This window comes from Devosia sp. (assembly GCF_965229025.1).
Classification (GTDB): domain Bacteria; phylum Pseudomonadota; class Alphaproteobacteria; order Rhizobiales; family Devosiaceae; genus Devosia_A.
Genome location: NZ_OZ245853.1, coordinates 3,164,868 through 3,190,081, shown reverse-complemented (window position 1 = coordinate 3,190,081; position 25,214 = coordinate 3,164,868). Strand labels below are relative to the sequence as shown.

Below are 25,214 nucleotides of genomic sequence, written 5' to 3'. Positions count from 1 at the left end.
GCATCGCAGGCGATGCGGCACCCCTCATCCGCCCTTCGGGCACCTTCCCCCTCAAGGGGGGGAGGAAGACCAGTGCCCAACTGGGGCAACGCAGCGAGGGTGCGCGTGTGACTGATACCCCGCTCCAGACCTACCGTTTCACTCTCACTGCCGCAGATGCTCTCGTGTGGGAGGCGCGGCCGCGCGAGTTGGGTAACCTTGCCAAGCTCACCTATCTGCTGCCGGTGGTGCTGGGTGGTTTTGGTATCGGGCTGATGCCGCCTGAATGGACCGAGGGATGGCGGTTCCTAGCGGTTGGGGCGGTCTTTGTTGTCCTCGTCTATGGCAGTTGGACGCTCGGCTTCAACTTTCTGGCCCGCCGTCGCGCCCGGAAGCGCTATCCGGCGCCGACCGAAGTGGTGGTCGAGGATTGGGTAAATCATCTTGCGATCGCCGAGGGAGGTCGCAAACGCTTCATCGCCCCGGAAGCAATTGCCAATGTCATGCGCGAGAAAGAGCACATGATCATCGTGACGGTCGACGATCAGGTGATCATGCCCCGCAGCGCGTTCGAAAAGGGGCGCTATGAGCCGTTTGCCAAGCGACTGGTGCTGCGGGCCAAGGGCCTTGGCGAGTTGTGAGCGCCCGGTTTGGCCTGCAAGAGTTGACGCGCCCGCGCTGAGCGCCTAATTCCGGCAAATGAAACGCGAACCCAACAAGCCCCAAGGCCCCAACCAGCGCATGCTGCGTGTCGGCGAACTGGTCCGTCATGCGCTGTCGGCGCTGTTTGCCCGCGGCGAGATCGACGATCCGCTGCTCGAAGGCAAGATCATCACCGTGCCCGAAGTCCGCATGGCGCCGGACCTCAAGCTCGCCAACTGCTATATCATGCCGCTTGGTGGCGAGGGCGCCGAAGAGGTGGCGGCAGCGCTGAACCGCCACCACAAGTTCATCCGCGGCCGCATCGCGCCCGACCTCGAACTGAAGTTCGCGCCGGACTTCCGCTTCTTTGTCGACGAGACGTTTGAGCAATACGGCCGGATCGACGCCATCCTCCGCTCCGACAAGGTGCAGCGCGACCTCGCCAAGGATGGTGACGAGGACGAGCAGGGTAGCGACTAGTTGGCCCAGTCCAAATCCAATAAGCGCGACGTCTCTGGCTGGCTGATCCTCAACAAGCCCTATGACATGACCTCCACCCAGGCGGTTGGCAAGGTCCGCTGGCTGTTTGGCGCCAAGAAAGCCGGGCATGCGGGAACGCTCGATCCGCTGGCGACAGGGATTCTCCCGATTGCGCTGGGCGAAGCCACCAAGACCGTTTCGGCGATCCAGGATGGCGAAAAGCTCTATCGCTTTGCCATCAAGTGGGGCGAAGAGACCACCACCGACGACACCGAAGGCGAGGTCGTCGAGCGCTCCAACATGCGCCCGGATGCCGAGGCGATCCGGGCCATGCTGCCGGCCTTTACCGGGGAAGTGATGCAGACCCCGCCCGCGTTTTCGGCCATCAAGGTGGATGGCGAGCGCGCTTACGACCTGGCACGCGCGGGGGAAGAAGTGATCCTCGCGGCCCGGCCGGTCTATATCGCGTCGCTGACGTTGCTCGAGCATTCAGGCGATATCAGCCGGCTCGAGATGACGTGTGAGAAGGGCACCTATGTGCGGGCGCTGGCGCGCGACCTGGCACGGGCGCTCGGAACACGCGGGCATGTGGTGGAACTCCACCGTGCCGCCGTTGGCCCCTTCACCGATCTCAAGGCCATCACCATTGAGGAGCTCGAGGCGGCAGCCGATCGCGACGCGCTGCTGCTGCCGATCGCGGCCGGGCTGGGCGAGTTTCCCGAATTGCGGATGAGCGCGGATCAAGCGGCCGCGATCCGGCATGGCAATCCGGTGCTGCTCGTCGGCGCTAACGCCCCGATTGCCATCGACCTCGCCTGGGCCAGCCTCGCGGGTGTACCGGTGGCCATGGGGCGAGTGGAATTCGGCCAGTTCAAGCCGCAGCGGGTATTTGTCTAGACATTCTGAAAAATATCCTGAGTTCGATGGAACTAATGCCGAAACCGCGCATTTTGGTGGATTGGGCGGGTGTATTGACGGTGTTATGGCTTGCAAGGACGCGATATGGCTGAGGGCGTAGGCGCGGCCGTATCTGAACCACGGCGGCCCCGGCAGGGTGCGCGCCCTATTTCCGTTTATCTCGCTATTCTCGCCCTGGTGGCGCTGGTTCCCGCTTTCGTATTTTCCGCGTTGCTGATCCAGCGCAACAACGAGGCGCAGGAGCGGGTCGTCGAAACGCTGACCACCGGCAATGCCCGCTCGATCGTGCAGGCGGTGGATCGCGAGATCGTCGCCAATATCAATACGCTGCGCGTGCTGGCGACCATGCCGGAACTGCTGGATGGGGACCTTGCCGGGTTTCATGCCCGGGTCAGCGAGGCCCTCGCGGGCACGGGGTCGTATGTCTACGTCGTCGACAGCGACTTCAATTCCATTCTCAGCACACGCGTGCCGTTCGATGAGCAGCAAAAACTGCCGATGTCCGACGTCGCGACGGCAAAGCGAGCCCTGACGACGCGCGATGTCGCAGTGTCCGATGCGGTGTTCGGCAAGCTGGCGCAGCGCTGGGTGGTCAATATCCTCTTGCCGATGTTCCCGCCCGACCGGCCGCCTTTGCTGCTGGGGTTCAGCCGCGATGTTTCACAGCTCTCCAACACCATGCTCGCCAACAAGATGCCCGACGGCTGGAGCGTGGCCCTCGTCGACCGCCAGAGGATCGTCATTGCGGGTTCGGGGAGCAGCCCCGAGGCCGGCAAGACGCTGGGCTTTGATTTCGGCACAGACCCGTCGGAAGCTGGCTGGCACCAGGTGGGCGAAGGTGACAACCGGCTCACGGTGGTGACGCAGCAGTCGCAGCTGACCGGCTGGACGCTGGTCGCCTGGGCGCCTTATGCGCTGGTGACCAAGCCGCTCTCCGATACCTTCTGGTCGCTGCTGGGCGGCGGCATCCTGCTGGCGGCGCTGGTGGTGTTCGTCGTCTACCGGGTCAGCATCAGCATCAACCGCTCGGTGCGCGGGCTCGAAGCGGATGCCAAACGGCTGGGTTCGGGTCAGCCGGTCGAGGCGCGGCCGTTCCCGATCGCCGAAATCGAGACTGTCTCCACCGCACTGGGCGAGGCCTCGCGGCGGCGGCAGGCGGCGGAAACCGAGGTGCGGTTCCTGATGCGGGAACTGGCGCATCGATCCAAGAACCAGATGACCGTGATTGCCGCGATGGCCAAGCAGACCGCGCGCGGCGCCGATTCCGTGCCTGATTTCGTCACGAGCTTCGAGCGCCGGATCATGGGTCTTGCGCGTTCGACCGATTTGCTGCTGGCCCATGGCGTTGCGGGTGTCGATCTACGCGAACTGCTGACCAGCCAGATCGATCCGATCTGCCCGGTCGAGGACGAGCGCACCTATATCGAGGGCCCATCACTGCGCATCAACGCGCAGGCGGCCCAGATTGTCGGAATGGCGGTGCATGAACTGGCGACCAACGCGGTCAAACACGGCGCCTTTGCCACCGAGAACGGCAAGCTGAAGCTGACCTGGAGCCGGGTGGGCGACGCGGTGGCGATCGTCTGGACCGAGACCGGGTTTACGCCGCCAGAGGATATCCACCGCCGCGGCTTTGGGACCACGGTGATGGAAAACATGGTCGGCCGTGCACTGGGCTCCGACGTGGTGCGCGAAATGCTGGCCGACGGGATCGAATGGCGGATGACGATTCCGCTCGCCTCGCTCGACCCCGACAACAGCCTCAACGGTTCGGCTGTCCCAGAGACAGACCACGCCATGGCGGCTGTCCAGAAATAGCTGGCTCTTTTTGGGCTGATCGCCTATAGCACCCGCGAGTTCAGGACGCCGTTCTTTGCGGCAGCCTGGCTCGTTTCATGGCTCCGTCTGGACGACATCCCGGGCGGCAGCGACCCTTAGCCCTCTATTTGAAAGGACTTGTCCGATGTCGATTACTGCAGAGCGCAAAGCGGCACTCATCAAGGACTACGCCACCAACAAGGATGATACCGGTTCGCCGGAAGTCCAGGTTGCGATCCTCTCTGAGCGCATCGCCAACCTCACCGAACACTTCAAGCTGCATGGCAAGGATAACCATTCCCGCCGCGGCCTGCTGAAGATGGTGTCGACCCGTCGCAGCCTGCTTGACTATGTCAAGAAGTCCGACGAAGCGCGCTACAAGACGCTCATCGAGCGCCTCGGCCTCCGTCGCTGATCCAGCGGCAAGGTTACGAACTGGATTGCGAGGCACGCCTCGCCGTCCGGCCCGGTCAAAAGGGCCCGGGAGCGTGATCAGCAAAAGTTGCTAGACTTTTGCGGTTCGAGAGCGCGACCAGAGAGAAAAGGCGCCGGGATCGGTTCAGCATGAAACGATCCTGCGCTCGCGTAGGCTGACAAGACTACGCGGAGCATGGCGAGATCATCGGCCGCTCATTGCGCTCTGACAGCGCTTCCCCCGAGGAAAATGAGCGGCTCATCGTCTTGTCCATGTTCCGTACCGATTGAAAATCGGATCGTCAGCGCGGAAACCGTGCCCATTTTGGGCCCGTCCGAGCACATGGGGTGCTGGAGGGGCTGGCACACCGGATGAGTTCGCGGGGTGGCTACGCCCCCGCGTTCCCGCTCATTCCGGCAGAATGGAAAGACAAGACAATGACCATCAAGTTCGATCACCATAAGGTGGAACTGAACTGGGGCGGCCAGCCGCTCACCCTCGAGACCGGCAAGATCGCCCGTCAGGCCGACGGCGCCGTGCTCGCCACCCTCGGCGAGACCGTGCTGCTCGCGACCGTTGTTTCGGCGAAAACCGCCAAGCCCGGCCAGGACTTCTTCCCGCTGACCGTCAACTACCAGGAAAAATACTTCGCCGCCGGCAAGATCCCGGGCGGCTACTTCAAGCGCGAAGGTCGCCCGACTGAAAACGAGACGCTGACCTCGCGCCTGATCGACCGTCCGATCCGTCCGCTGTTCCCCGATGGCTACAAGAACGAGACCCAGGTGGTCATCACCGTTCTGCAGCACGACATGGAAAACAACCCGGACGTCCTCGCGATGGTCGCGGCTTCGGCTGCCCTCACCATCTCCGGCGTGCCCTTCATGGGCCCGATCGGTGCAGCGCGTGTCGGCCTGATCGATGGCGAATATGTGCTGAACCTCGCCGTTGACCGCCGCGCGGAATCCAAGCTCGACCTCGTCATGGCCGGCACCCAGGACGCCGTGCTGATGGTGGAATCGGAAGCCCAGGAGCTCTCCGAAGAAGTCATGCTCGGCGCCGTCATGTTCGGCCACGAAGCCTCGCGCAAAGTCATCGACGCGATCATCAAGCTCGCTGAAATGGCTGCCAAGGAGCCGCGCGAGTTCAATGCACCGGACTATTCCGATCTCGAAAAGGACGTGCTCAAGGTCGCTGAAAAGGACCTCCGCGCCGCCTACAAGATCACCAAGAAGGACGAGCGCTACGCTGCCGTCGACGCTGCCAAAAAGAAGGTCAAGGAGCACTTTGCTTCCGCCATCGAAGCCGGCACCGTTTCGGGTGAAGCGCTTGGCGAAGTGGTTCACAATCTCCAGGCCAAGATCGTGCGCTGGAACGTGCTCGATACCGGCTACCGCATCGACGGCCGCGACCTGAAGACGGTCCGCCCGATCGTGGCTGAAGTCGGCGTCCTGCCGCGCACCCATGGCTCGGCCATCTTCACCCGCGGCGAGACGCAGGCCCTCGTGGTCGCGACCCTCGGCACCGGCGATGACGAGCAGTATGTCGACAGCCTTGAAGGCACCCAGAAGGTGAACTTCATGCTGCACTACAACTTCCCTCCCTACTCGGTGGGTGAAGCCGGCCGCATGGGTTCGCCCGGCCGCCGTGAAATCGGCCACGGCAAGCTCGCCTGGCGCGCCATCAACCCGATGCGCCCCAAGGCCGAAGACTTCCCCTACACCATCCGCGTTGTCTCCGAGATCACCGAGTCGAACGGCTCGTCCTCGATGGCGACCGTCTGCGGCACCTCGCTGGCGCTGATGGATGCGGGTGTCCCGATGAAGAAGCCGGTCGCCGGTATCGCCATGGGCCTGATCCTCGAAGGCGAGCGCTTTGCCGTGCTCTCCGACATCCTCGGTGATGAAGATCACCTCGGCGACATGGACTTCAAGGTTGCCGGTACCGCTGACGGCGTCACCTCGCTGCAGATGGACATCAAGATCGCCGGCATCACCGAAGAGATCATGAAGGTCGCGCTTGCCCAGGCCAAGGACGGCCGCGAGCACATCCTCGGCGAAATGGCCAAGGCTCTCGATACCTCACGCTCCAGCGTTGGCGAGTTCGCCCCGCGCATCGAGACCATCACCATCCCGACCGACAAGATCCGCGAAGTGATCGGCACCGGCGGCAAGGTGATCCGCGAGATCGTCGAAAAGACCGGCGCCAAGATCGACATCAACGACGACGGCACCGTGAAGGTCTCGTCCTCGGACGGCGCCTCGATCGATGCGGCCATCAAGTGGATCAAGTCGATCACCGACGAAGCCGAAGTCGGCGCCGTCTACCAGGGCACCGTGGTCAAGACCGCCGATTTCGGCGCGTTCGTGAACTTCTTCGGCGCCAAGGACGGCCTCGTCCACATCAGCCAGCTGGCCGAAGCCCGCGTCGCCAAGACCACCGATGTGGTCAAGGAAGGCGACAAGGTCTGGGTCAAGCTTCTGGGCTTTGACGAGCGCGGCAAGGTCCGGCTCTCGATGAAGGTCGTCGACCAGGCCACCGGCAAGGAAATCAAGCAGGAAGCCGCCGCCGAGTAATCGGCGGACCTTTCGCCTCGGCCGGAAAGCTGAGGAAGGTCACAGTTCTGAGCATTGTGAAGGCCCGGGAGCAATCCTGGGCCTTTGCTGTTGATGGGGCGAAGCCGATCATCGCCCTCAATAGCCTTGGAGGCCGATGAGAACGTTGTCATCTCGCAACTTTACCTTGGCCGTATGACGCCGAGGGCAGGGCGGGGCCGAGTTCGGCGGGCACGTTCACGCAGCAATACAAGAGGGCCAAGCCTGGCCAATTGGCAACGTTGTCATTTCTAGCCGAGGGAGCAGGTGGTGTTGCAAGAGTTGGACTTGATAGGTCCTACCCTGCGAAAAAGCGGAGGAGTTGAAGGGCTCAGCGCTGTCGCGGCTCCGGCCGGATCAAGCCTGGATGCGATTCTGGTCGGTTGACACGAACACTTCCCAACGGCCTAGTGTGTTCAAGACGAACGTTGCGTCGAACTGCCTCTGCAGAGTGTAGAGAAGATGGGTGCAGCAAAGTCGCGTCTGTTGAAGCTTCAGAAGACGCAGCCCCACTGCATCTATTGCGGAGGAATCGTTCCGACAACGTCGTGCGATCATTGTCCTCCAGTCAGCATATTTGAGGGGGCCGATCGGCCAAGAGGGCTTGAGTTTGGCGCGTGCTACGACTGTCACCAGGGGACCAGAGAGCTCGACCTCATCGCGGCGATGGCTAGTAGGATTTTCCCGGACCCAACAACGGACATCGGCAAGGCTGATGTGCGTAAGCACATTCACGGCTTTGTAAACAACCACCCAGATCTGGCCGCCATGTTCATAACGGGCGATGAACCGGCTCTCGACTGGCAGGGCAGGCAGGCCTATCCGATAGATGTACACTCCCAACCGCGACTTCACAGAGCGCTGAATGCATTTTCTGCGCGAATAGGACTGGCGCTATTTCGAGAACTGACGGGCGGCGCAGTCCCACGCGACTCGGTAGCTATTGCTCGCTGGTACTCAAATTTTGAGTTGGAAAACGAGAGCACTATCGAAAGTCTGCTTCATTCGCTGGGTGCGCCTCGGACGCTGGCAATGGGTCGCAAAAACGTCTTGGAGCAGTTCAGGTACTGGGGCGGAGCAGCGACGGATGACTCAAGTCAGTTTGTTAGTTTTGCCGCCTTTCGGGAATCGTTTGGAACGCTGACCATCATACGCACAGCCGATGGGCCAGAAGTCGATCTGGAGGACACTCAGAATGCGTTCCGACCAGGATTTCTAAACGGTTTCAAAGTGTAGGTCTGGAGGCAAACGGGTAGACGCGCAACGGGGTTGCAGGCAATCCGACCGGTCGAGAGCCATGTCGCCATTGCTCAAACCGGCGACCGACCCCATCTTCTCGGAATGGAAGAAGAGCTACTCGAAACCTCACCTGCCGCCGTTTGGGCGAGGCTTGTGGCCTGGCCGCAGGGGTGGTTTGTGGCGCGCTATCTTGGGCGGCGGTATGGGGTGAGTAATGTGGCACATGCGAATGGACGGAGCTTCAAGCTTTTTGCCGAAGAGCTTGGCGGCCCGGACCGGATCAGCCTCAATATCTATGCGCCGCCTTCGGGCGAGTTGGCGCTGCGCCCCTGTGAGATGCCCATCGACAAGGTCACCGCCTTTGTCCTCGGGGCCGAACCCGAGGCTCAAGACGACCGCTAGCCGATGAAGCCGAGGAAGGGTTGGCCCAGGAGCGCTTCGACGAAGCAATAGGCGACGAACGCGACAAACAGCATCGCTCCGGCGCGGACGGGCCAGAGTGCGGTCCGGCCAAACACAGTGCTTGAGACCAGCGCCAGCGCGGGGACGACATGCAGCGCGTGCGTGGCAAAAAAGTGCGCAACGCGCAGGTCGCCGCCATCGCGCGACCAGCCCATCAGCCAGAGCCCGCCCGCGTCGGACGCACTGCCGCTCATGTGGTGGCTGCCCCAGCCGCTCATGAACCCGGCCGTGATCAGCGTCAGCGGCAGCACCAGGCCGAGGCCAAGGACGATGCCGTGCTTCAGCGCCGGATTGCCGAAATCCGCACCACGCCGGGCGATGACCACTGCGTAGACCATGGTGATTGAGGTGAGCCAGACCGCGAGGCCGCCCATGGTGCGGTAGATCAGCGTGCCGAGCTCGGTGGTGTTGAAATGCGAGGCGACCCCGAGCGCCGCTGCGCCCATCAGCCACGCCATTTCGCCCAGGATCGCGGCAATGACGCTGGCGCGGTAGAGGCGGTAGCCACGCGAGTTGGTAAAGCCGACGGGAAGCCAGTGCGCAAAGAGCGACAGCGTCAACGTGTAGACGCTGAGCGCGAACTGGAACTTCAGCGGCTTGTCCCAGATATCGACACCCTCCATCGTCCGGCTGTCGAGCAGCGCCGCAATGCCTGTCGGCAGCATCAGGAACAAGAGGAACAGCCCGGTCGCAGCAAGGGCGGGTTCGCTGCGTAGCAGGCGGGGCAGCGTGGCCCTATGGATCGGCATGGCCGTGGCAAAGGTCTCAGACATGGGAAGGCTCCAGGTGCGCGGTAGGGGTCTGGCCGCGCGAGAGACGCGAGGCGAGCCGCAGGCAGAGGAAGAGGACGAGCCCGGCAGGGCCAAAGAGGAATGTCAGGACGAGGCACGGAATGACGAGGACGAAGGCAATGCCCTCTGCCCGGGCGCGCCGCACTTCCCAGGCGCCGACCAACAGGTCGAAGGCGAGATAGTGCACCCAGCCGGCGAGCAGCAGCTCTCGCGTCTCGAACAGCGCAGCGACCTGATCAAGGCTGCCAAAGCCGCCTTTGGTGCTGCTCCAAAAGGCGAGGGCTAGGCCGGCATAGAGCGTTCCGAGCAGCGCTGGCACAACCAGACCGGCGATGATTTGGCTGAGTCGCGGCAGCAGCGGGCTCATCAGCAAGCCGAGCCAGCCGGCCAGCGCCGCCATGTTGGCAAGCTCGAACAGACGATCGCTACTCATTGAACATCCCATCCTGACAGTGTCCAGATTAATAGCCGACTAAAATAGACGTTGTCAAGATGGCGGCGAGAGCCTAGGGTTTTGGGGATTGGTCGGCTTGTTTCCCGGCCGGAAGTTATGGTTCAGATGCCAGAAATCCCAACGCCGTCGCGCCGCAGCTATCACCATGGTGACCTGCGCGATGCTTTGCTCACAGCCGGCGAAGCGGAACTGCGTGACAAGGGCATTGAGGGCTTTACCCTGCGTGGCTGCGCGAAACGTGCGGGGGTTTCGCATGGAGCCCCGGCGCATCATTTTGCAGACTCGGATGCGCTGCTGACGGCCCTTGCCGCCGTCGGCTATCGCCGCTTCCTCGCCACCCAGCAGCGCCGCAAGGATGAGGCAGAGGCCGATCCGCGTGCCCAACTGGTTGCGGCAGGGCTCGGCTACATCGATTTTGCGCGCGATAATCCCGAAATGTTCCGGCTGATCTTTTCATCGGCCCGGCCAAAACATACTGACCCTGAGCTCTCTGCGGCGGGGCGGGATGCCTTCAACCAGCTGGTGGCCGATGTGGGCGCGGTGCTCGGCAGGGACCCGATGCTGAGCGAAGACGGACTGCTGGTGGTCAGTACTGCTTGGTCGCTGGTCCATGGCGCGGCAGATCTGCTGATCGGTGGGCGTCTGCCCATCAGTTGGGGCGATGCCGCCCGCACGCACCGACTAGCCGCGGAACTGCTTGCCCGCGCCATGGGGCAGCTTGGAGGCGACGGAGAGGGCCTACTCGGCCGCGACCCGGGGGTAGCTTTCTGCCCCTGAGTCCTCGGCGGGCCGATCCAGCCGGAACGGCTTCAGCGGCGCGGTGACGACGCAGTTGCGGCCGGATTCCTTGGCCTTGTAGAGCGCCGCGTCTGCGGAGGCGAGGAGGTCGGTGATGTTGTTCGAGGTGTGCGGGATCGAGGCGACACCGAACGAGGCGGTGATCTCGGCACCATGCGCGCTGCTGAGGCTTTCGATGCGAAGCCGCAGCGCCTCGGCCTTTTCGGCGGCGCGTTCGATCGGGCAATCGGGGAGGATCACCACAAGCTCTTCGCCGCCGTAACGGCAGACGATATCGGTTTCGCGCAGGGCCGAAACCAGCGCCAGGGCGCTTTCGCGCAGCACCTGGTCGCCAAAGGCGTGGCCGTGCTCGTCGTTGAGGCGCTTGAAGTGGTCGAGATCGACCATCACCAGCGAGACTTCGCGGTTCTCGCGCTCCGCAAGGCGCACGAAGCGCTGCAGGCTGTCTTCCATGTAGCGGCGGTTGTAGAGGCCGGTGAGCGGATCGCGCAGCGCCTGATTGCGGAGCTTTTCCCTCAGCGCCATGTTGGCGAGCGCCAGGCTCATGCCGTCGGCGAGCGCAGAGCCGAGATTGGTCACCGCCTCGAGCCGCGCTTCCGCATCGGCGCCCGAGGCAAACAATTGCAGCAGCCCGACGATTTCGCCGCGCGCGATCATCGGGATTTCGAGCAGCGTCTCGCCCGGCGCGTGGTGGGCGCAGCAGAGCCGCCCGCTGTCGGACTGGTTGAGATGCGGCTTGCCGCGCTTCAGCGCCCAGCAATCGGCCGGGCTGATGGTTTCGGGCAGGCGCTCACCGGCCGGTCGCTCCCAGTCTGTCGAGAGCACAAGCCGGTCGCGCGAATTGTTGAACACGTAGAGCGCGCCGGAAAAGCCGGGGACGAGTTCGGCGGCGGTGGCTTTCAGTACCGCATTGGCATCGGCATGGTCGGTGGCGCTTTGCAATACGTCCGCCATTTCGAACAGTCGCGCCACCTGCTCGCGCGAGGCGTCGGCGGAGGCGACAGCTGCAGCGCGGCCATCGGCCTCGGAGACGCTGGAGCGGAAGGCATAGACGAGCCCGAGGATCGCGAGCCCGCCGCCAATCACCTGCAGCATCAGGACAAACAGCGTGCCGACCCAGATGCGCTCGTCATGGCCGCGGAACGCGATGTCGGCATTGTTGAGCACCCGCTGCACCGCGTCGCCGACCACCGAGACCGCTTCACCGGTCTTCTGGGTCGAGAGCAGGACGCGGCCCGCTTCGCTGTTGCCGGCCGTGGTCAGGCGGATCGCTTCGGACCAGACGCCATCGAGCCCATCGATGATGGCGCCGACCGATTGCACACCGCTGCCGGCGGCGCTTGCAGGCGCTTCGAGCGTGCCGATCAAGCCGGCGCGGCCTTTGCGCAGCAATTCGAGATTGGCGTAAAAACCGGGCAGTGCGCCGGGCTCGCCCGCGAGGTAGTGAAGGACGTTGGCATCGGCTTCGACCAGCGCCTGGTTGACCGTGCTGAGTTCCTGGCCCTGTTCGCGCAACGCCGTCAGCGCCTGTTGCTGGCTGCTGACATTGACGAAGCCGAAGATCGCGGCGGCGATCACGGCAGCGACCAGCAGCACCGTCGCGATCGACAGCATGCGCGAGCGCACCGGCATTGGCGCTATCAGCGGCTCAGTCGGCGGGGCAAGGCCAGAAAGCTTCACGGTGCTCGCCCCCTCCTCTGGAACGTCGAATAGCCGATATTGCCTCATCTGCGCGCGCTTGCCCCGTGCCATCGCTTTGTGCACTTAGCGAGGGGTGAAAGCGGCTGGTGAATGGCGGGCTGACACAGTTGATAAAGTTTGCTGCATGCCGCGTGTCGAAACCGCGCCGTGCCCATCGACCAGATGGCAGACCCATTTGAGGAGACGGACCATGAAGTATCTCTGCCTGGTGCATCTGGCGCCCGAGGCGTTTGCGAACTTCGACGCCAAGGCGAGCCAGGAGCTCGATCGCGCCTCGCTCGGCTATGATCGGACGCTGGCCGAGGCGGGGCATCTCGTGGCAGCGGCGGCGCTGCAGGCGGCCGATACGGCGGTGCTGGTGCGGGTGCGCGAGAGTGGCGTTTCGACCACCGATGGGCCGTTCACAGAAACTAAGGAGCAGTTGGGCGGGTTCATCCTCATTGAGGCGCGCGATCTCAATGAAGCGGTGCGGCTGGCGGCGGGGATCCCGATCGCGAAGTATGGGACTATTGAGGTGCGGCCGATCTACGAAATCCCGGTTCTACCTGAAGTGAGCTGAGGCCCATGACGCCAGTAACCCCGCGTGAGATCGAGGCCATCTGGCGCACCGAGTCGCGGCGGGTGCTGGCGACGCTGATCCGTCTGTTGCGCGATTTCGACCGCGCCGAGGAAGCGCTGCATGACGCGTTTCTGGCGGCGGCCGAGCAATGGCCAACCCAGGGCGTGCCCGCCAACCCGCGCGCCTGGCTGGTGTCGGCCGGGCGCTTCAAGTCCATCGACCGGATCCGCCGCAAGGCGCGGTTTCAAACGATTGCTGCCGAGCTGTCGCTGGCCGAGGAGGCCCAGATGCCACCCGAAGCCGAGCCGATTGCCGACGACCAGTTGCGGCTGATCTTTGTGTGCTGCCACCCGGCGATTGCCCCCGACGCGCAGATCGCGCTGACCCTGCGGGAGGCCTGCGGGCTGACCACCGAGGAGATCGCCGCGGCGTTTCTCGCTAAGCCTTCTGCCATCGCGCAGCGCATCGTGCGCGCCAAGACCCGCATCCGGGAAATGGGGTTGCCCTATGAGGTGCCTGAGGGCGACGCGCTGGCAGCGCGGCTCGACCAGGTGCTGCATGTCATCTACCTGATCTTCAACGAGGGCTATGCGGCATCGCGCGGGGACGCGATGTTGCGCGCGGACCTGTCGGCCGAAGCCATCCGGCTGGCCCGGCTGCTGCTGCAATTGCAGCCGGAAGCCGATGTGGCCGGGCTGCTGGCACTGCTGCTGCTGCAGGATTCTCGCCGGGCAGCGCGGGTTGGCGCGGATGGGACGCTGGTACTGATCGCGGATCAGGACCGGACGCTGTGGGACAAAGACGCGATAACCGAAGCAGCGGCATTGCTGCGGCGGGCCTTCGCCCAACCGCCGCTTGCTGCCTACACGATTGAAGCCGCGATTGCGGCCGAGCACGCGCTGGCACCTCGGGCGGAAGAGACCGACTGGTCGCGCATTGTCGCGCTCTACGACGTGCTGCTCCGGGCCGACTCCTCGCCGATCGTCGCCCTCAACCGCGCTGTGGCTGTTGCGATGCGGGATGGCCCCGAGGCGGGACTGGCGCTGATCGATAGTCTGGCGGCGGGGGAACTCGCGAGTTTCCGCTATCTCCACGCCGCGCGGGCCGACCTGTTGCGGCGGCTGGGTCGGAAAAGCGAAGCGCGCCTTGCCTACGAGGCGGCGCTGCAGCGTACCGAACAGGCGATCGAGCGGCAATTCCTTGCCAGCCGGATAGAGGAGCTCAGCTCCTGAGCTTGCCCTTGCTCTCGGGCAGGACGCGGTGAGGTGGCTGCGCGCCGTCAATGAAGGCCCGGATATTGACGATCACCGTCTCGCCCATCTCGAGCCGCGCCTCGAGCGTTGCCGAGGCCATGTGGGCGGTGAGCACCACGCGATGCTCGCGGGCGAGCTTGAGGAGCCGCGGGTTGAGCCCGTTGCGGTTCTCGAACACGTCGAGCGCCGCGCCTGAGAGGTGTCCGCGCTCGATTTCACCGATCAGCGCCTCTTCATCCAGCAGTTCGGGACGCGAGACGTTGACCACGAACGCATCTTGCCGCATCGCCGCGAGGCGCTGGGCGTTTAGGATATGGTGGGTCGAGCGGGTCAGCGGGGTGTGGAGCGAGACGATATCGACCGTCGCAATCATCGCGTCGAGATCGTCCCAGAAGGTCGCTGCAAGTGCCTCCTCGACCTGGGGCGGCCGGCGGTTGCGGGAAAAATAGTGGATATTGAGCCCGAAGCTGCGGGCGCGGGCGGCGACGGCGGTGCCGATCCGGCCCATGCCGACAATGCCGAGCGCTTTGCCGCGGAGGCGCCGTCCCAGCATCCAGGTCGGCGACCAGCCGGCCCACGCGCCATCCCGTGGCAACACGCCTGCGCCTTCGACCAGCCGGCGCGGCAGTGCCAGCATCAGCATCACCGCCATATCGGCGGTATCTTCGGTCAGGACGCTCGGCGTATTGGTGACTGTCAGCCCGGCGGCGTAGGCGGCCTCGACGTCGATATTGTCAAAGCCGTTGCCGAACTGGGCGATCAGCCGGACGGATTTGGGCATGCTGGCGATGAAATCGGCATCGATCCGGTCATTGATCGAGGAGACCAGCACCTCGGCCCCGGACACCCCATCAAGCAGTGCTTCTGTAGAGAGGGGCGAATCGGTCATATTGCCGCGCGTCTCGAACAGCGTCGCCATCCGCTCCTCGATCTGCTCGGGCAAGCGGCGGGTCACGAATATCCTGGGTCGGCTGAGGGTCAAGCGGCGCGCCTTTTAGCGACCATTAAGGTCTTTTGCCTAGTGATAGGAAAAAAGCACTTCCCTGCAAAGTCATGTTTGGCCAAGTCGCTCCCGTGCTTCATTTCATCCGCTCATTTGCTCCCGTCCGCGCCGCCAGCATAGCGCTTCTGGCAGGCCTCGGCATGTTTGTTGCAACGCTGGCGATTGCCGCCGACAATCCCAGCGGCCTGCCGCTCCCGCGCTTTGTCACCACCCGCTCCAACCCGATCAATGTACGGGTCGGGCCAGGTACCAAGTATGGCGTGGCCTGGGTCTATCTCAAGTCCGGCACCCCGGTGGAGATTATCCAGGAATTCGATACCTGGCGGAAGATCCGTGATGTGGATGGCTCAGAAGGCTGGCTGCACCAGAACCTCTTGCAGGGGAAGCGCGCCGGTCTCGTGGTGTCAGCAAGCGGCGACGGCAAGGACGTGCCGCTGCTCAAATCCAAGGATGCAGATAGCGGAGTGCGGGCCTGGCTTGAGCCTAACTTCCGCGTCGATCTGAAGGAATGCGACGGCACCTGGTGCGAAGTGATCGCCACCTCGCACCCCGCAGGCGGCAGCGCCCAGAGCTTTGACGGCTATTTGAAACAGGGCGACCTGTGGGGCGTCTACAAGGACGAAGTGTTCGACTGAGCCGCGGGCCTTGTGCCCGGCCATCGAAGGGGACGGAATGCTGGGTCTCACCCATGGCCAGAATCGCCTCGTGCCCTACGACCCCACCTGGCCGCTACTCTTCGAAGAAGAACGTCTCCGGCTGGAGTTGGCCCTGGATGGCGTGTTTGAAGCGATAGAGCACTACGGCTCAACAGCGGTACCCGGCCTGACGGCCAAGCCCATCCTCGATATCTTGATTGGCGTTGCGCCGCTTCAACGGTGGCAGGAGTGTCACGATCCGCTGCTGGCGCTTGGCTACGACTACGCGGCTCACGCAGGAGTTCCGGGCCACCACATCTTCGGGCACGGCAAGGACCGCAGCGAGCGGACGCACCTCGTGCACGTGGTCGAGTTCTGCGGGCCGTCCTGGGTTTCGAACCTGGCGTTCCGCGATGCGCTCAGGACGCAGCCGGAGCTGCGCGCGGCATATCTCGCAGCAAAGCAGAACGCTATGGCGGGCGCGCCGGAAAACCGGCCGCGCTACAACGAACTGAAACAGGGATTTATCGATGCTGCCAAGAAGGCGTTGAACGTCTGAGCCGCGCTTCAGCGCAGCTTTCTGACCCGCACCACGACATCAACGTGAGTGATGCCCATGCCTTCGGGGGGCTCGGGGAGGTTTTTGATGACGATGGCCGACGCCGGAATATCGACGACCCGCTGCTCGTCCTCGAGATAGAAATGGTGGTGGTCCGAGGTGTCGGTATCGAAATAGGAGCGCGACGCGTCGACGGCCACTTCGCGCAAGAGCCCCGCTTCGCGGAACTGGTGCAGGCTGTTGTAGATGGTGGCGAGCGACACATTGACCCGGGCCGAACTCGCCTCGTCATGCAGCTGTTCAGCACTCACATGGCGGTGCGGACCGGCAAACAGCAACTCGGCGAGCGCCACGCGCTGCCGGGTGGGCCGCAGCCCCGCCATACGCAGCACGGCCGTAAGGCACGGGCGGCGCGAAGGAACTGGCCGGGAGATCAGGCTGCGGTCTGTCATCGTATCCTGTTGAAACCTTGGGCTTCTGTAGGTGCACATATAACTTTCGCAGCGCCTTGATACAAGCGCCGCGGCCAGCAGCCGTCTGTGGGGTCAAGCCGAGTAAGCTTGACCCTCCTCCTCCCCATCACTAGTAACGGCTGGACCATCTGATTGGAGAAAGCCTGCCCCATGGCGGACCGCAAAAGCGCGTATGGCTACGACGACCTGATCCTCAGCGGCAAAGGTGAGCTGTTCGGGCCCGGCTATGCCCAGTTGCCTGCTCCGCCGATGCTGATGTTTGACCGCATCACGCATGTCGATGCCGATGGCGGATCGCACGGCAAGGGTCAGGTGCGCGCCGAACTCGACGTCAACCCGGACCTGTGGTTCTTCAAGTGCCACTTCATCGGTGATCCGGTGATGCCGGGTTGCCTTGGTCTCGATGCGCTGTGGCAGATGCTGGGCTTTTATCTCTGCTGGAGTGGCTCGCCAGGCCGTGGCCGGGCGCTGGGCGGGGAAGTCAAGTTCACCGGCCAGGTGACCGATGACGTCAAGCTTGTGGAATACGGTATCGACCTGCGCAAGGTCATGCGCTCCAAGCTCGCCCTCGGTGTCGCCGACGGCTGGGTGAAGGCGGACGGCAAGGTGATCTACGAGGCCAGCAACCTCAAGGTCGGCCTGTTCAACTAATTCGAACGCCCCGTGGACCATGGTTCAGGGGCGGTGGGAGGCAAAATGCGGCGCGTTGTCATTACGGGCATGGGGATCGTCTCCTCGATCGGAAACAACCTCGACGAGGTGCTGCTGAGCCTGCGCGAAGCGCGGCCGGGCATTGTCTTTGCCAAGGACTATGCCGACCTCAACTTCCGCTGCCAGGTGCATGGCGCCCCCAACCTCGATCCGTTCGAAGTACTCGACCGGCGCACCACCCGCTTCATGGGCAAGGGCGCGGCCTGGAACTACATCGCCATGCAGCAGGCGATCGCCATGGCCGGGCTCGAAGAAAAAGACATCAAGAACCCGCGCACCGGCATCATCATGGGCTCAGGCGGGCCGTCGACCCGGACCGTGGTCGAGGCTGCCGATATCACCCGCGAGCGCGGACCCAAGCGCATTGGGCCGCTGGCCGTGCCAAAGGCGATGAGCTCGACCGCATCGGCAACGCTCGCCACCCCATTTGGGATCAAGGGCGTCAACTATACGATCACTTCGGCCTGCGCGACCTCCAAGCACTGCATCGGTAATGCCTATGAGATGATCCAGTGGGGCAAGCAGGACGTGATGTTTGCCGGCGGCCACGAGGATCTCGACTGGACACTGAGCGACTTGTTCGATGCCATGGGTGCCATGTCGTCGGATTTCAACGATACGCCGTCAAAGGCCTCCCGCGCCTATGATCTGAAGCGCGACGGCTTTGTGATTGCCGGCGGCGCCGGAGTGCTGGTGCTCGAAGAACTCGAGCACGCCAAGGCACGCGGCGCGACCATCCTTGCCGAGCTGATCGGCTATGGCGCGACCTCGGACGGCCAGGACATGGTGGCCCCCTCGGGTGAGGGCGCGGTGCGCTGCATGCAGCTGGCGCTGGAGACGGTCAAGGGCAAGGTCGACTACATCAACCCGCACGCCACCTCGACGCCGGTTGGCGACGTCAAGGAAATGGAAGCTATCCGCGAAGTGTTCGGCACGGGCGACAAGTGCCCGCCGATCTCGGCGACCAAGTCACTGACCGGCCATTCGCTCGGCGCGACCGGCGTGCAGGAATCGATCTATTGCATCCTGATGATGCAGAACCGGTTCCTCTGCGAGAGCGCCAATATCGAGGAACTGGACCCGGTTTTTGCCGACATGCCGATCCTCCGCCAGCGCCGCGACAATGCCGATATCGGCATTGCGCTCTCCAACAGCTTCGGCTTTGGCGGCACGAATGCAACGCTGGTGTTCAAGCACCCCGACGCCTGAGTGAGAGCGTTTCCGGGAAACGCGACAGCACAATAAATACTGCGCTCAGGCGTAGCGCATCTCATCAAAGCGCGCCGCGCGGCCGTCATAGAGCAGGAGGCGGCCGATTAGCGGTTCGCCGAGCCCGGTGACGAGCTTGATGGCCTCCATGGCCATCAGCGTACCGATGACGCCCGTGACAGCGCCCAGCACCCCGACAACTTCGCAGGCGGGGAGGTCCGCCTCGTCAGGGGTGGTTGGGTAGAGGTCGGTGAAACTAGGGCCACCCGGGGCAAACACCGTGACCTGCCCGTCAAACATCGAAACCGCGCCTGAAACCAGCGGCAGGCCGGCGGCGCGTGCCGCTTCGGCGGCGATGGCGCGGGTGCCGAAATTGTCGGTGCCATCGAGGATCAGATCGTAGTTTGCAAACAGCGCTGTGGCATTGGCGGTGGTTAGCCGCTCGGCATGGGCGACGAAGCTGACATGGTCGTTGAGCGCGGCAACGAAGGCGCCCGCGCTTTGGGCCTTCGATGTACCGATGCCGGCGCTGGTGTGGATCATCTGGCGCTGGAGGTTCGAGAGCGACACCGTGTCGTGGTCGACCACACCGAGCGTGCCGACACCGGCGGCCGCGAGATAGGCGATTACCGGGCTGCCGAGCCCGCCCGCGCCAATCACCAGCACCCGCGCCGCCTTCAGCGCCTGCTGGCCCTCGCCGCCCACCCCGCGCAGCACGATGTGGCGCGAGTAGCGTTTGATTTCGTCTGAGGAGAGACTCATAGACGCCCCTTGCAGCTAACGCCCAGTAGAGCCGAAACCGCCGGTGCCGCGCTGCGTTTCATTAAGCGTCTCCGCAAGTTCAAAAGCCACCGCCGAAACCGGGGCCACCACCATCTGCGCAATACGGTCGCCGCGGCTGATGATGAAGGACTCGCTGCCGTGGTTGATCAGGATCACTTTGATCTCGCCCCGGTAGTCTGCGTCGATCGTACCGGGGGAATTGAGCACCGTCACCCCGAACTTGGCGGCAAGGCCGGAGCGGGGCCTGACCTGCGCCTCGTAGCCATTGGGCAGCGCCATGGCAAAGCCGCAGGGGACCAGCGCGCGGGCGCCGGGGGCGATGGTCATGGTCTCAGAAGCGCCGAGCGCGGCGAGGAGATCAACTCCTGCCGCGCCCGCCGATTGCTGGCGCGGGGCATCAAGCCCCTTGCCGTGATCGAGCCACGTGAACCGGACGGCGACCCGATCTGTCATGATCAGTTGGTGTCAACGACGGCGTAGAGTTCAGCCGGCAGGTTCGCCGTGCCGTCGAACAGCGCGGTGAACGGGATCACGATTTCCGACGAGGTGCCGTCAGCCGACAGCGTCATGTTGGTATCGGTGATCTTTTTGCCCTTGATACGGATGGTGGCCGTGTGACCGGCAAAGTACTGCTGCATCATGGCTTTGGTCTGCTCGTCCTGGTCCTTGGTGACTTCGCCCGACATGTTCTCGGTCTTGAAGGCGACGCGAACCACGCCAGGGCTGACGACGGTGTAGGTGGCGTCTTCGGTGGGGCTGTCAGGGCTCGAGAGGGCGGTCAGGTCGCCTTCCTTGACGCTGGTGCAGGTGGCGCTGCCGTCGGCGTTTTCGACTAGCACGTCGCCCTCGTCCTTGCAGAACGCCTCGTCGGTCTTGGCGTCGGGCGCCTCGGCCATCTGCTTGATCATGGGGTAGAATTCCTTGCCCATGGTCATGGTGGTCGTCGCCTTGCCGGCGGTCTCGGATTTGACTTCGAGCTCGGCAGTCATATCGATACAGCCGGCGAGACTTGCGGTCAGCGCCAGCACGCCGGCGAGCCGGCCCAGAATCTTCAGGTTCATTGGTAACTCCTCAACGGTCGCCCTTGCCACCCAGGCCGCCAATCTAGGGGCGCCGCCGGGGGGCTGCAAGCTTGCCTTGCCGTGGTATGGCCTTGATGATGAACGAGTGCTGAACCTGTTGGTCAGACTGTCAGCAGGCGCCAGATCATCACCACGACAAGGATCGCGGCCACCCAGAATCCGCTGACCAGCATGAAGCGGGTAAAGCGCCGGTTGGGGGCGTGCCTGTCGCGCTCATAATCATCGAGCGCGGCCTCCGCCTTGTCGAGGATGGCGGGGAGGCGACCCATACTGGCGATGGCGGTGTCGAAATGGACTTTGAGCTCCTCGAGCCGGCCGAGTGGCCCGGCCTCGCGCCGCACCCAGTCGCCGACGATGGGCTCGCTCACCGTCCAGATGTCGAGTTCGGGATCGAGCGCGCGCGCAACGCCTTCGACCAGCACCATGGATTTTTGGAGAAGGATCAGTTCCGGCCGCGCCCGCATCTGGAACAGTTCGGTGGTGGCAAACAGCTGCCCCAAAACCTTCCCCATCGAGATATCGGCAGCGCGGCGGCCATGCTGCGGCTCGCCGATGGCGCGGAGCGCCAGGGCAAAGTCATCGACCGACTGGCCCTTGGGTACGTAGCCGATCTCGAAATGCCGCTCGGCAATCAGCCGGTAGTTGCGGGTGATGAAGCCATAGAGGATTTCGGCGAGGAAGCGCCGCTCGCGCTTGCTGAGCCGGCCCATGATGCCGAAATCGACCGCGACGATGTCGCCGGTGCGCGGATCGGCGAAGAGATTGCCCGGGTGAAGGTCGGCGTGAAAGAAACCGTCGCGCACCGTGTGGCGGAGGAACGACTGGAGGAGGTTGGTCGCAAGGAGCTTGCGATCAACGCCGGCTGCATCGAGCGCCGCACTGTCGCGGATCGGGATGCCATCGACCCAGGAGGTGGTGAGGACGGTCTCGGCGCTGTGATTCCAGTGCACAGCGGGGATGACGAAGCCCTTGTCGTCCTTGATGTTTTCGGCGAACTCCGAGATCGAAGCGGCTTCCATCCGCAGGTCGAGCTCGATGCGGGCCGAGCGGTCGAGCATCTTGAGGATTTCCACCGGACGCAGCCGCCGGAGCCGCGGCACCAGCCGTTCGGCAAGACGCGCGCCGGCATACTGGCTCTCGATATCGGCGTAAAAGCGCTCGGCGATGCCGGGGCGGAGGATCTTGACGGCCACGGCGCGGCGCCCGGTCTCGTCCTCGAGCATCGCCTTGTGCACCTGGGCGATGGAGGCGGCGGCGATCGGGGGTGAAATCTCCTTGAGCTCGGCGGCACGTTCGCCCAACGCCTCAATGAGCATGGCGGGCACCAGGGCCGAATCGAACGGCTCCATCTTGTCCTGGAGCGTCGCGAGATCGGCCGCGACGTCAGCTCCAACGATATCGGGGCGCGTCGCGAGGGTCTGGCCGAACTTGACGTAGGTGGGGCCGAGCCGGTTCAGCGCCCGGGTCAGACGGTCGACGCGGCCGCTGCTGCGCACTTCCGCGCGTTCGAACAGGCGGCCGAGCTTGACCCCGGCACGCATGGCTGGTGGCAGGGCCGGATTATCGAGCAGCGACAGTGCCCCTTCACGGGCCAGCACATAGCCGGCGCGGAGCAGGCGAAAATAGGCGGAAAGCCCCATGAATCAGAGCTTCCAGGCGGCGTGCAACGCCGCGATATTGCCGGTCATCGGCGTGTGGGTGACGCGCTTGAACCCGGCATTCGCGATCATCTGCGAAAAGCGCGCGGGGTTGGGGAACTTGCGGATCGATTCAACGAGGTACTGGTAGGGCTGCGCGTCGCCGGTGACCGCCTTGCCGATGGGCGGGATGACGCGGTCGGAAAACGCCGTGTAGACCTCGGAGAGGAGCGGTGTGTCGACCTGGCTGAACTCGAGGCAGAGCAGCCGCCCGCCCCGCTTCAGCACCCGGTAGGCTTCCGAAAGCGCCAGATCAATGCGCGGCACGTTCCGGATGCCGAAGGCGATGGTGTAGGCGTCAAAGCTCTCGTCCGCGAAGGGCAGGGCCTCAGCGTTGGCCTCAACGAAATTGACCTGCGACGGAAAGCGCCAGGTCTTGGCGCGCTCGGCGCCGACCCGCAGCATGTCGGTATTGATGTCGGAAACGGTGACCTCGGCAAAGCCGACCGAGGCATTGACGATCCGCTCGGCGATATCGCCGGTACCGCCCGCCATATCGAGGACGCGATAGGGGACCGAGCCGCCCTTGGGCGGCGCCAGCCGGGCGACCAAGGCGTCCTTCCAGAGCCGGTGCACACCACCGCTCATCAGGTCGTTCATCAGGTCATAGCGATCGGCGACGCGATGGAACACGTCATTGACCAGCTCTTGCTTCTCCGCCAGCGGCACGGTGCGCTCGCCGAAATGGGTGGTCTCGCCCGTCTCTGTCTCGCCTGTCTGTGCCATGGGCCTGTCTCCGAATTGGCGGCGTTATAGCCCAATGGGGCTGGCCTTGCCATTGTCCAAAGCAGCGCATGGTTGAGGGGATAGGACAGCTCGTCCAGGGGCAAGCCCGCGACAAATGAGTTTGCCGACCCCCACCCGGGCCCTCCTGCTAAGAATAGGGAGGGAGCAGAAGGGGCGGCCTTGTCATCTTTGGGTGATCCCGCCACATAGGGGCGCGAGATGAGGATGTGCCCATGCCTGAACTGCCCGAGGTTGAAACGGTCCGCCGCGGGCTGGCGCCTTATGTCGAGGGCGCGCGGATCGAGCGGGTCATACTGAACCGCCCAGACCTGCGCTTCCCGTTTCCAGCTGGCTTTGCCGAAGCCCTGATGGGCACGACCATCACGCTGGCCGACCGGCGGGCGAAGTATCTGCTCTTCCGGCTGTCGAGCGGTGCCACCTGGCTCAGCCATCTGGGCATGACCGGCAGCTACCGGTTCGAGGACTTCAAGTTCAAGGAACCCTCGCGCTATTACGAGCCCGATGAGGACCGGAAACACGATCACCTGGTGCTCGAACTCGACCATCCCGAGCATGGCAAGCTGCGGCTGATCTATAATGACGCGCGCCGCTTCGGCTTTGTTGACCTCTTCACCGAGGAGTCGGAGAGCGCTTACCTCAAAGGCCTCGGCCCCGAGCCGCTTTCCAACGCCTTTAATGCCGTGGAAATGGCTGAGCGCTTCAAGGGCAAGAAGGCCCCGATGAAGGCGGCGCTGCTGGATCAGCGCGTCGTGGCGGGGCTGGGCAATATCTATGTGAGCGAAGCGCTGCACCGCGCCCATATCCGCCCCGATGTTGCGGCAGCCAGGCTGGTGCTGAGATCGGGCGCGCCGTCCAGGCGCCTCGAGGACCTCGCCGACGGGGTGCGCACGGTGCTGACCGAGGCGATTGAGGCGGGTGGCTCGACGTTGCGCGATTTCCGGGCGGCAGATGGCACGTCGGGCTATTTCCAGCACCGCTTTGCCGTCTATGATCGGGAGGGCGAGCCCTGCCCGACGCCGCTCTGCCGGGGGACGATCAAGCGCATCGTGCAATCGGGGCGCTCGAGCTTTTTCTGCCCCACATGCCAGCACTAGGCCGTGATCGGGGCGCCGGCCTGAATCCAGTTGACGTCACCGGTCGTCGCGACTATACAGCGCCCACCTTGGCGGCCGGAAAAAGCCGCCGATTTCATTTCATCGCCTGAGCAGATGCAGCACGTGCTGCAATGAGCGGGCTGAAGCGCCAAGAGGATTTCATGGCCAATACGACATCGGCTAAAAAGGCCACCCGCAAGATCGCTGCCCGCACCGAAGTGAACAAGTCGCGCCGCTCGCGTATGCGCACGTTCATCCGCAAGGTCGAGGAAGCCATCACTGCTGGTGACCACAAGGTCGCCGTCGAGGCCCTCACCGCTGCCCAGCCCGAGATCGCGCGCGCTGCTCAGAAGGGCATCGTCCACGCTAACGTGGCCTCCCGCAAGGTGTCGCGTCTCAATCACCGCATCAAGGCGCTGCAGCCGGCCTGATCGGCTCGCTCCTGACGCTTTGTCAGCGCTGAAGAATTAAAGGCTCCCGGATGGGGGCCTTTTTGTTTTGCCGCGAATTTTCCATAAAATCGTCACATATTGGGCGCGCCCAGTGTGACACGATTGCGACACTCGCCAGCAGATTTATTTCGGACGAAATCACGAGCGATTGCTGACACTTAGGGGTGCGGCAAAACGACAATCCGGCCCCCAGGGCTCTGTCACAATGGAATGAAATCTCCTTCAGCCCGTTTGACTGCCACAATTCTCACTCCCGGAAAAAGGCAATGAAAATCGGATTCCGCGTGGAGTCACAGCGCCTTAATTTTTAGTTACCGCCGAGTCCCCGGGAAAGGTTTTTGCGAACGTGAGAGTCAACCCCCAGATGGCAAAAAACCCCCGTTGATTGCCATAACCCCCCCGTCTAGAATGGTCCTCAGCGGTCAGGAGTAAGGACTTATAAGTCGCAACTCTGAGCGCGGAGTATGTGTTGAATCCGAGTAGAGCCTGCAGCTGAATAGAAACAGACAACGGCGAACAGTCTTGACCAAGATCAATCACATTTCTAACTGGCGGCGTAAAATTTTAGTCTTGTGCTGAAGTAAGACTAAGATAAATCCGGACCCTCTGGCGGACCGGGCTCAACTGAAAAGACTTGAATAACACAACCGCGACATGGATCGCGGACAA

The 25,214-nt window shown here is 63.6% G+C and carries 27 protein-coding genes; 17 read left to right on the top strand and 10 right to left on the bottom strand.

Annotated features, from left to right (window positions below; all coding sequences use genetic code 11):
- Nucleotides 1–107: 107 nt before the first annotated feature.
- From ACO06J_RS15440 to ACO06J_RS15405, 8 genes are all read left to right on the top strand, one after another.
- On the top strand, nt 108–620 hold the full coding sequence (locus tag ACO06J_RS15440) for a hypothetical protein (protein WP_421761606.1): 513 nt from the start codon (nt 108–110) through the stop codon (nt 618–620).
- Nucleotides 621–678: 58 nt separating this feature from the next.
- Nucleotides 679–1,101: a 30S ribosome-binding factor RbfA gene (gene rbfA, locus ACO06J_RS15435; RefSeq protein WP_421761605.1), complete on the top strand. Its 423-nt coding sequence runs from the start codon at nt 679–681 to the stop codon at nt 1,099–1,101.
- Nucleotides 1,102–1,998, top strand: a complete 897-nt coding sequence (gene truB, locus ACO06J_RS15430) for a tRNA pseudouridine(55) synthase TruB (RefSeq protein WP_421761604.1) — start codon at nt 1,102–1,104, stop codon at nt 1,996–1,998.
- Nucleotides 1,999–2,103: 105 nt separating this feature from the next.
- Nucleotides 2,104–3,837 carry a sensor histidine kinase gene (locus ACO06J_RS15425; protein WP_421761603.1) on the top strand — a complete coding sequence of 578 codons (1,734 nt, stop codon included), beginning with the start codon at nt 2,104–2,106 and terminating at the stop codon, nt 3,835–3,837.
- 55 nt (nt 3,838–3,892) lie between these two features.
- On the top strand, nt 3,893–4,252 hold the full coding sequence (gene rpsO, locus ACO06J_RS15420) for a 30S ribosomal protein S15 (protein WP_421761602.1): 360 nt from the start codon (nt 3,893–3,895) through the stop codon (nt 4,250–4,252).
- Nucleotides 4,253–4,689: 437 nt separating this feature from the next.
- On the top strand, nt 4,690–6,825 hold the full coding sequence (gene pnp, locus ACO06J_RS15415) for a polyribonucleotide nucleotidyltransferase (RefSeq protein ID WP_421761601.1): 2,136 nt from the start codon (nt 4,690–4,692) through the stop codon (nt 6,823–6,825).
- 480 nt (nt 6,826–7,305) lie between these two features.
- Nucleotides 7,306–8,079, top strand: a complete 774-nt coding sequence (locus ACO06J_RS15410) for a hypothetical protein (RefSeq protein WP_421761600.1) — start codon at nt 7,306–7,308, stop codon at nt 8,077–8,079.
- Between the two features lie 219 nt (nt 8,080–8,298).
- Complete coding sequence (locus ACO06J_RS15405; protein WP_421761599.1) at nt 8,299–8,484, top strand: hypothetical protein; 186 nt, start codon at nt 8,299–8,301, stop codon at nt 8,482–8,484.
- Here the strand turns inward: ACO06J_RS15405 and ACO06J_RS15400 are convergent.
- Both ACO06J_RS15400 and ACO06J_RS15395 read right to left on the bottom strand, forming a co-directional pair.
- A complete protein-coding gene (locus tag ACO06J_RS15400; protein WP_421761598.1) occupies nt 8,481–9,317 on the bottom strand; it encodes a hypothetical protein in 837 nt (278 codons plus the stop codon). The two genes, ACO06J_RS15405 and ACO06J_RS15400, sit on opposite strands and share 4 nt — an antisense overlap.
- On the bottom strand, nt 9,310–9,768 hold the full coding sequence (locus ACO06J_RS15395) for an ABA4-like family protein (RefSeq protein ID WP_421761597.1): 459 nt from the start codon (nt 9,766–9,768) through the stop codon (nt 9,310–9,312). Before ACO06J_RS15395 ends, ACO06J_RS15400 begins: the two co-directional genes overlap by 8 nt.
- Before the next feature lie 126 nt (nt 9,769–9,894).
- Here ACO06J_RS15395 and ACO06J_RS15390 point away from each other — a divergent pair, with 126 nt between their 5' ends.
- A complete protein-coding gene (locus ACO06J_RS15390) occupies nt 9,895–10,566 on the top strand; it encodes a TetR/AcrR family transcriptional regulator (protein WP_421761596.1) in 672 nt (223 codons plus the stop codon).
- Here ACO06J_RS15390 and ACO06J_RS15385 read toward each other — a convergent pair.
- On the bottom strand, nt 10,528–12,267 hold the full coding sequence (locus tag ACO06J_RS15385) for a sensor domain-containing diguanylate cyclase (protein WP_421761595.1): 1,740 nt from the start codon (nt 12,265–12,267) through the stop codon (nt 10,528–10,530). The two genes, ACO06J_RS15390 and ACO06J_RS15385, sit on opposite strands and share 39 nt — an antisense overlap.
- Before the next feature lie 211 nt (nt 12,268–12,478).
- On the opposite strand from ACO06J_RS15385, the gene ACO06J_RS15380 reads away from it, so the two are divergent.
- Nucleotides 12,479–12,847 (top strand): YciI family protein, encoded by a 369-nt coding sequence (locus ACO06J_RS15380; RefSeq protein ID WP_421761594.1) that lies wholly within the window; start codon nt 12,479–12,481, stop codon nt 12,845–12,847.
- Nucleotides 12,848–12,852: 5 nt separating this feature from the next.
- On the top strand, nt 12,853–14,079 hold the full coding sequence (locus ACO06J_RS15375; protein ID WP_421761593.1) for an RNA polymerase sigma factor: 1,227 nt from the start codon (nt 12,853–12,855) through the stop codon (nt 14,077–14,079).
- On the opposite strand, the gene ACO06J_RS15370 is transcribed toward ACO06J_RS15375, so the two are convergent.
- Nucleotides 14,069–15,019: a 2-hydroxyacid dehydrogenase gene (locus ACO06J_RS15370; RefSeq protein ID WP_421762523.1), complete on the bottom strand. Its 951-nt coding sequence runs from the start codon at nt 15,017–15,019 to the stop codon at nt 14,069–14,071. The two genes, ACO06J_RS15375 and ACO06J_RS15370, sit on opposite strands and share 11 nt — an antisense overlap.
- Before the next feature lie 155 nt (nt 15,020–15,174).
- Between ACO06J_RS15370 and ACO06J_RS15365 the strand changes: the two genes are divergently transcribed.
- Together ACO06J_RS15365 and ACO06J_RS15360 are read left to right on the top strand one after the other, a co-directional pair.
- Nucleotides 15,175–15,738, top strand: a complete 564-nt coding sequence (locus tag ACO06J_RS15365; protein ID WP_421761592.1) for an SH3 domain-containing protein — start codon at nt 15,175–15,177, stop codon at nt 15,736–15,738.
- A gap of 37 nt (nt 15,739–15,775) precedes the next feature.
- Nucleotides 15,776–16,297 carry a GrpB family protein gene (locus ACO06J_RS15360; RefSeq protein WP_421761591.1) on the top strand — a complete coding sequence of 174 codons (522 nt, stop codon included), beginning with the start codon at nt 15,776–15,778 and terminating at the stop codon, nt 16,295–16,297.
- Between the two features lie 8 nt (nt 16,298–16,305).
- Here the strand turns inward: ACO06J_RS15360 and irrA are convergent, their stop codons facing one another.
- Complete coding sequence (gene irrA, locus ACO06J_RS15355; RefSeq protein WP_421761590.1) at nt 16,306–16,749, bottom strand: iron response transcriptional regulator IrrA; 444 nt, start codon at nt 16,747–16,749, stop codon at nt 16,306–16,308.
- Between the two features lie 171 nt (nt 16,750–16,920).
- Here irrA and fabA point away from each other — a divergent pair, with 171 nt between their 5' ends.
- Nucleotides 16,921–17,421, top strand: a complete 501-nt coding sequence (gene fabA / locus ACO06J_RS15350) for a 3-hydroxyacyl-[acyl-carrier-protein] dehydratase FabA (RefSeq protein WP_421761589.1) — start codon at nt 16,921–16,923, stop codon at nt 17,419–17,421.
- A 45-nt stretch (nt 17,422–17,466) separates the two neighbouring features.
- Nucleotides 17,467–18,690 carry a beta-ketoacyl-ACP synthase I gene (gene fabB, locus ACO06J_RS15345; RefSeq protein ID WP_421761588.1) on the top strand — a complete coding sequence of 408 codons (1,224 nt, stop codon included), beginning with the start codon at nt 17,467–17,469 and terminating at the stop codon, nt 18,688–18,690.
- Between the two features lie 45 nt (nt 18,691–18,735).
- Here fabB and ACO06J_RS15340 read toward each other — a convergent pair whose 3' ends face one another.
- The 5 genes from ACO06J_RS15340 to ubiE form a co-directional block, all read right to left on the bottom strand.
- Complete coding sequence (locus ACO06J_RS15340; protein WP_421761587.1) at nt 18,736–19,452, bottom strand: HesA/MoeB/ThiF family protein; 717 nt, start codon at nt 19,450–19,452, stop codon at nt 18,736–18,738.
- Between the two features lie 15 nt (nt 19,453–19,467).
- The gene (gene dut, locus ACO06J_RS15335; protein WP_421761586.1) at nt 19,468–19,926 is read right to left on the bottom strand and encodes a dUTP diphosphatase; all 459 of its coding nucleotides are present in this window, start codon (nt 19,924–19,926) and stop codon (nt 19,468–19,470) included.
- A 2-nt stretch (nt 19,927–19,928) separates the two neighbouring features.
- Nucleotides 19,929–20,534: a hypothetical protein gene (locus tag ACO06J_RS15330; protein WP_421761585.1), complete on the bottom strand. Its 606-nt coding sequence runs from the start codon at nt 20,532–20,534 to the stop codon at nt 19,929–19,931.
- A gap of 122 nt (nt 20,535–20,656) precedes the next feature.
- A complete protein-coding gene (gene ubiB, locus ACO06J_RS15325) occupies nt 20,657–22,195 on the bottom strand; it encodes a 2-polyprenylphenol 6-hydroxylase (protein ID WP_421761584.1) in 1,539 nt (512 codons plus the stop codon).
- 3 nt (nt 22,196–22,198) lie between these two features.
- Nucleotides 22,199–22,978 (bottom strand): bifunctional demethylmenaquinone methyltransferase/2-methoxy-6-polyprenyl-1,4-benzoquinol methylase UbiE, encoded by a 780-nt coding sequence (gene ubiE / locus ACO06J_RS15320; protein ID WP_421761583.1) that lies wholly within the window; start codon nt 22,976–22,978, stop codon nt 22,199–22,201.
- Between the two features lie 233 nt (nt 22,979–23,211).
- On the opposite strand from ubiE, the gene mutM reads away from it, so the two are divergent.
- Both mutM and rpsT read left to right on the top strand, forming a co-directional pair.
- On the top strand, nt 23,212–24,093 hold the full coding sequence (gene mutM / locus ACO06J_RS15315) for a bifunctional DNA-formamidopyrimidine glycosylase/DNA-(apurinic or apyrimidinic site) lyase (RefSeq protein ID WP_421761582.1): 882 nt from the start codon (nt 23,212–23,214) through the stop codon (nt 24,091–24,093).
- Nucleotides 24,094–24,254: 161 nt separating this feature from the next.
- Nucleotides 24,255–24,524, top strand: a complete 270-nt coding sequence (gene rpsT, locus ACO06J_RS15310) for a 30S ribosomal protein S20 (protein WP_421761581.1) — start codon at nt 24,255–24,257, stop codon at nt 24,522–24,524.
- The last annotated feature ends 690 nt before the right edge of the window (nt 24,525–25,214 follow it).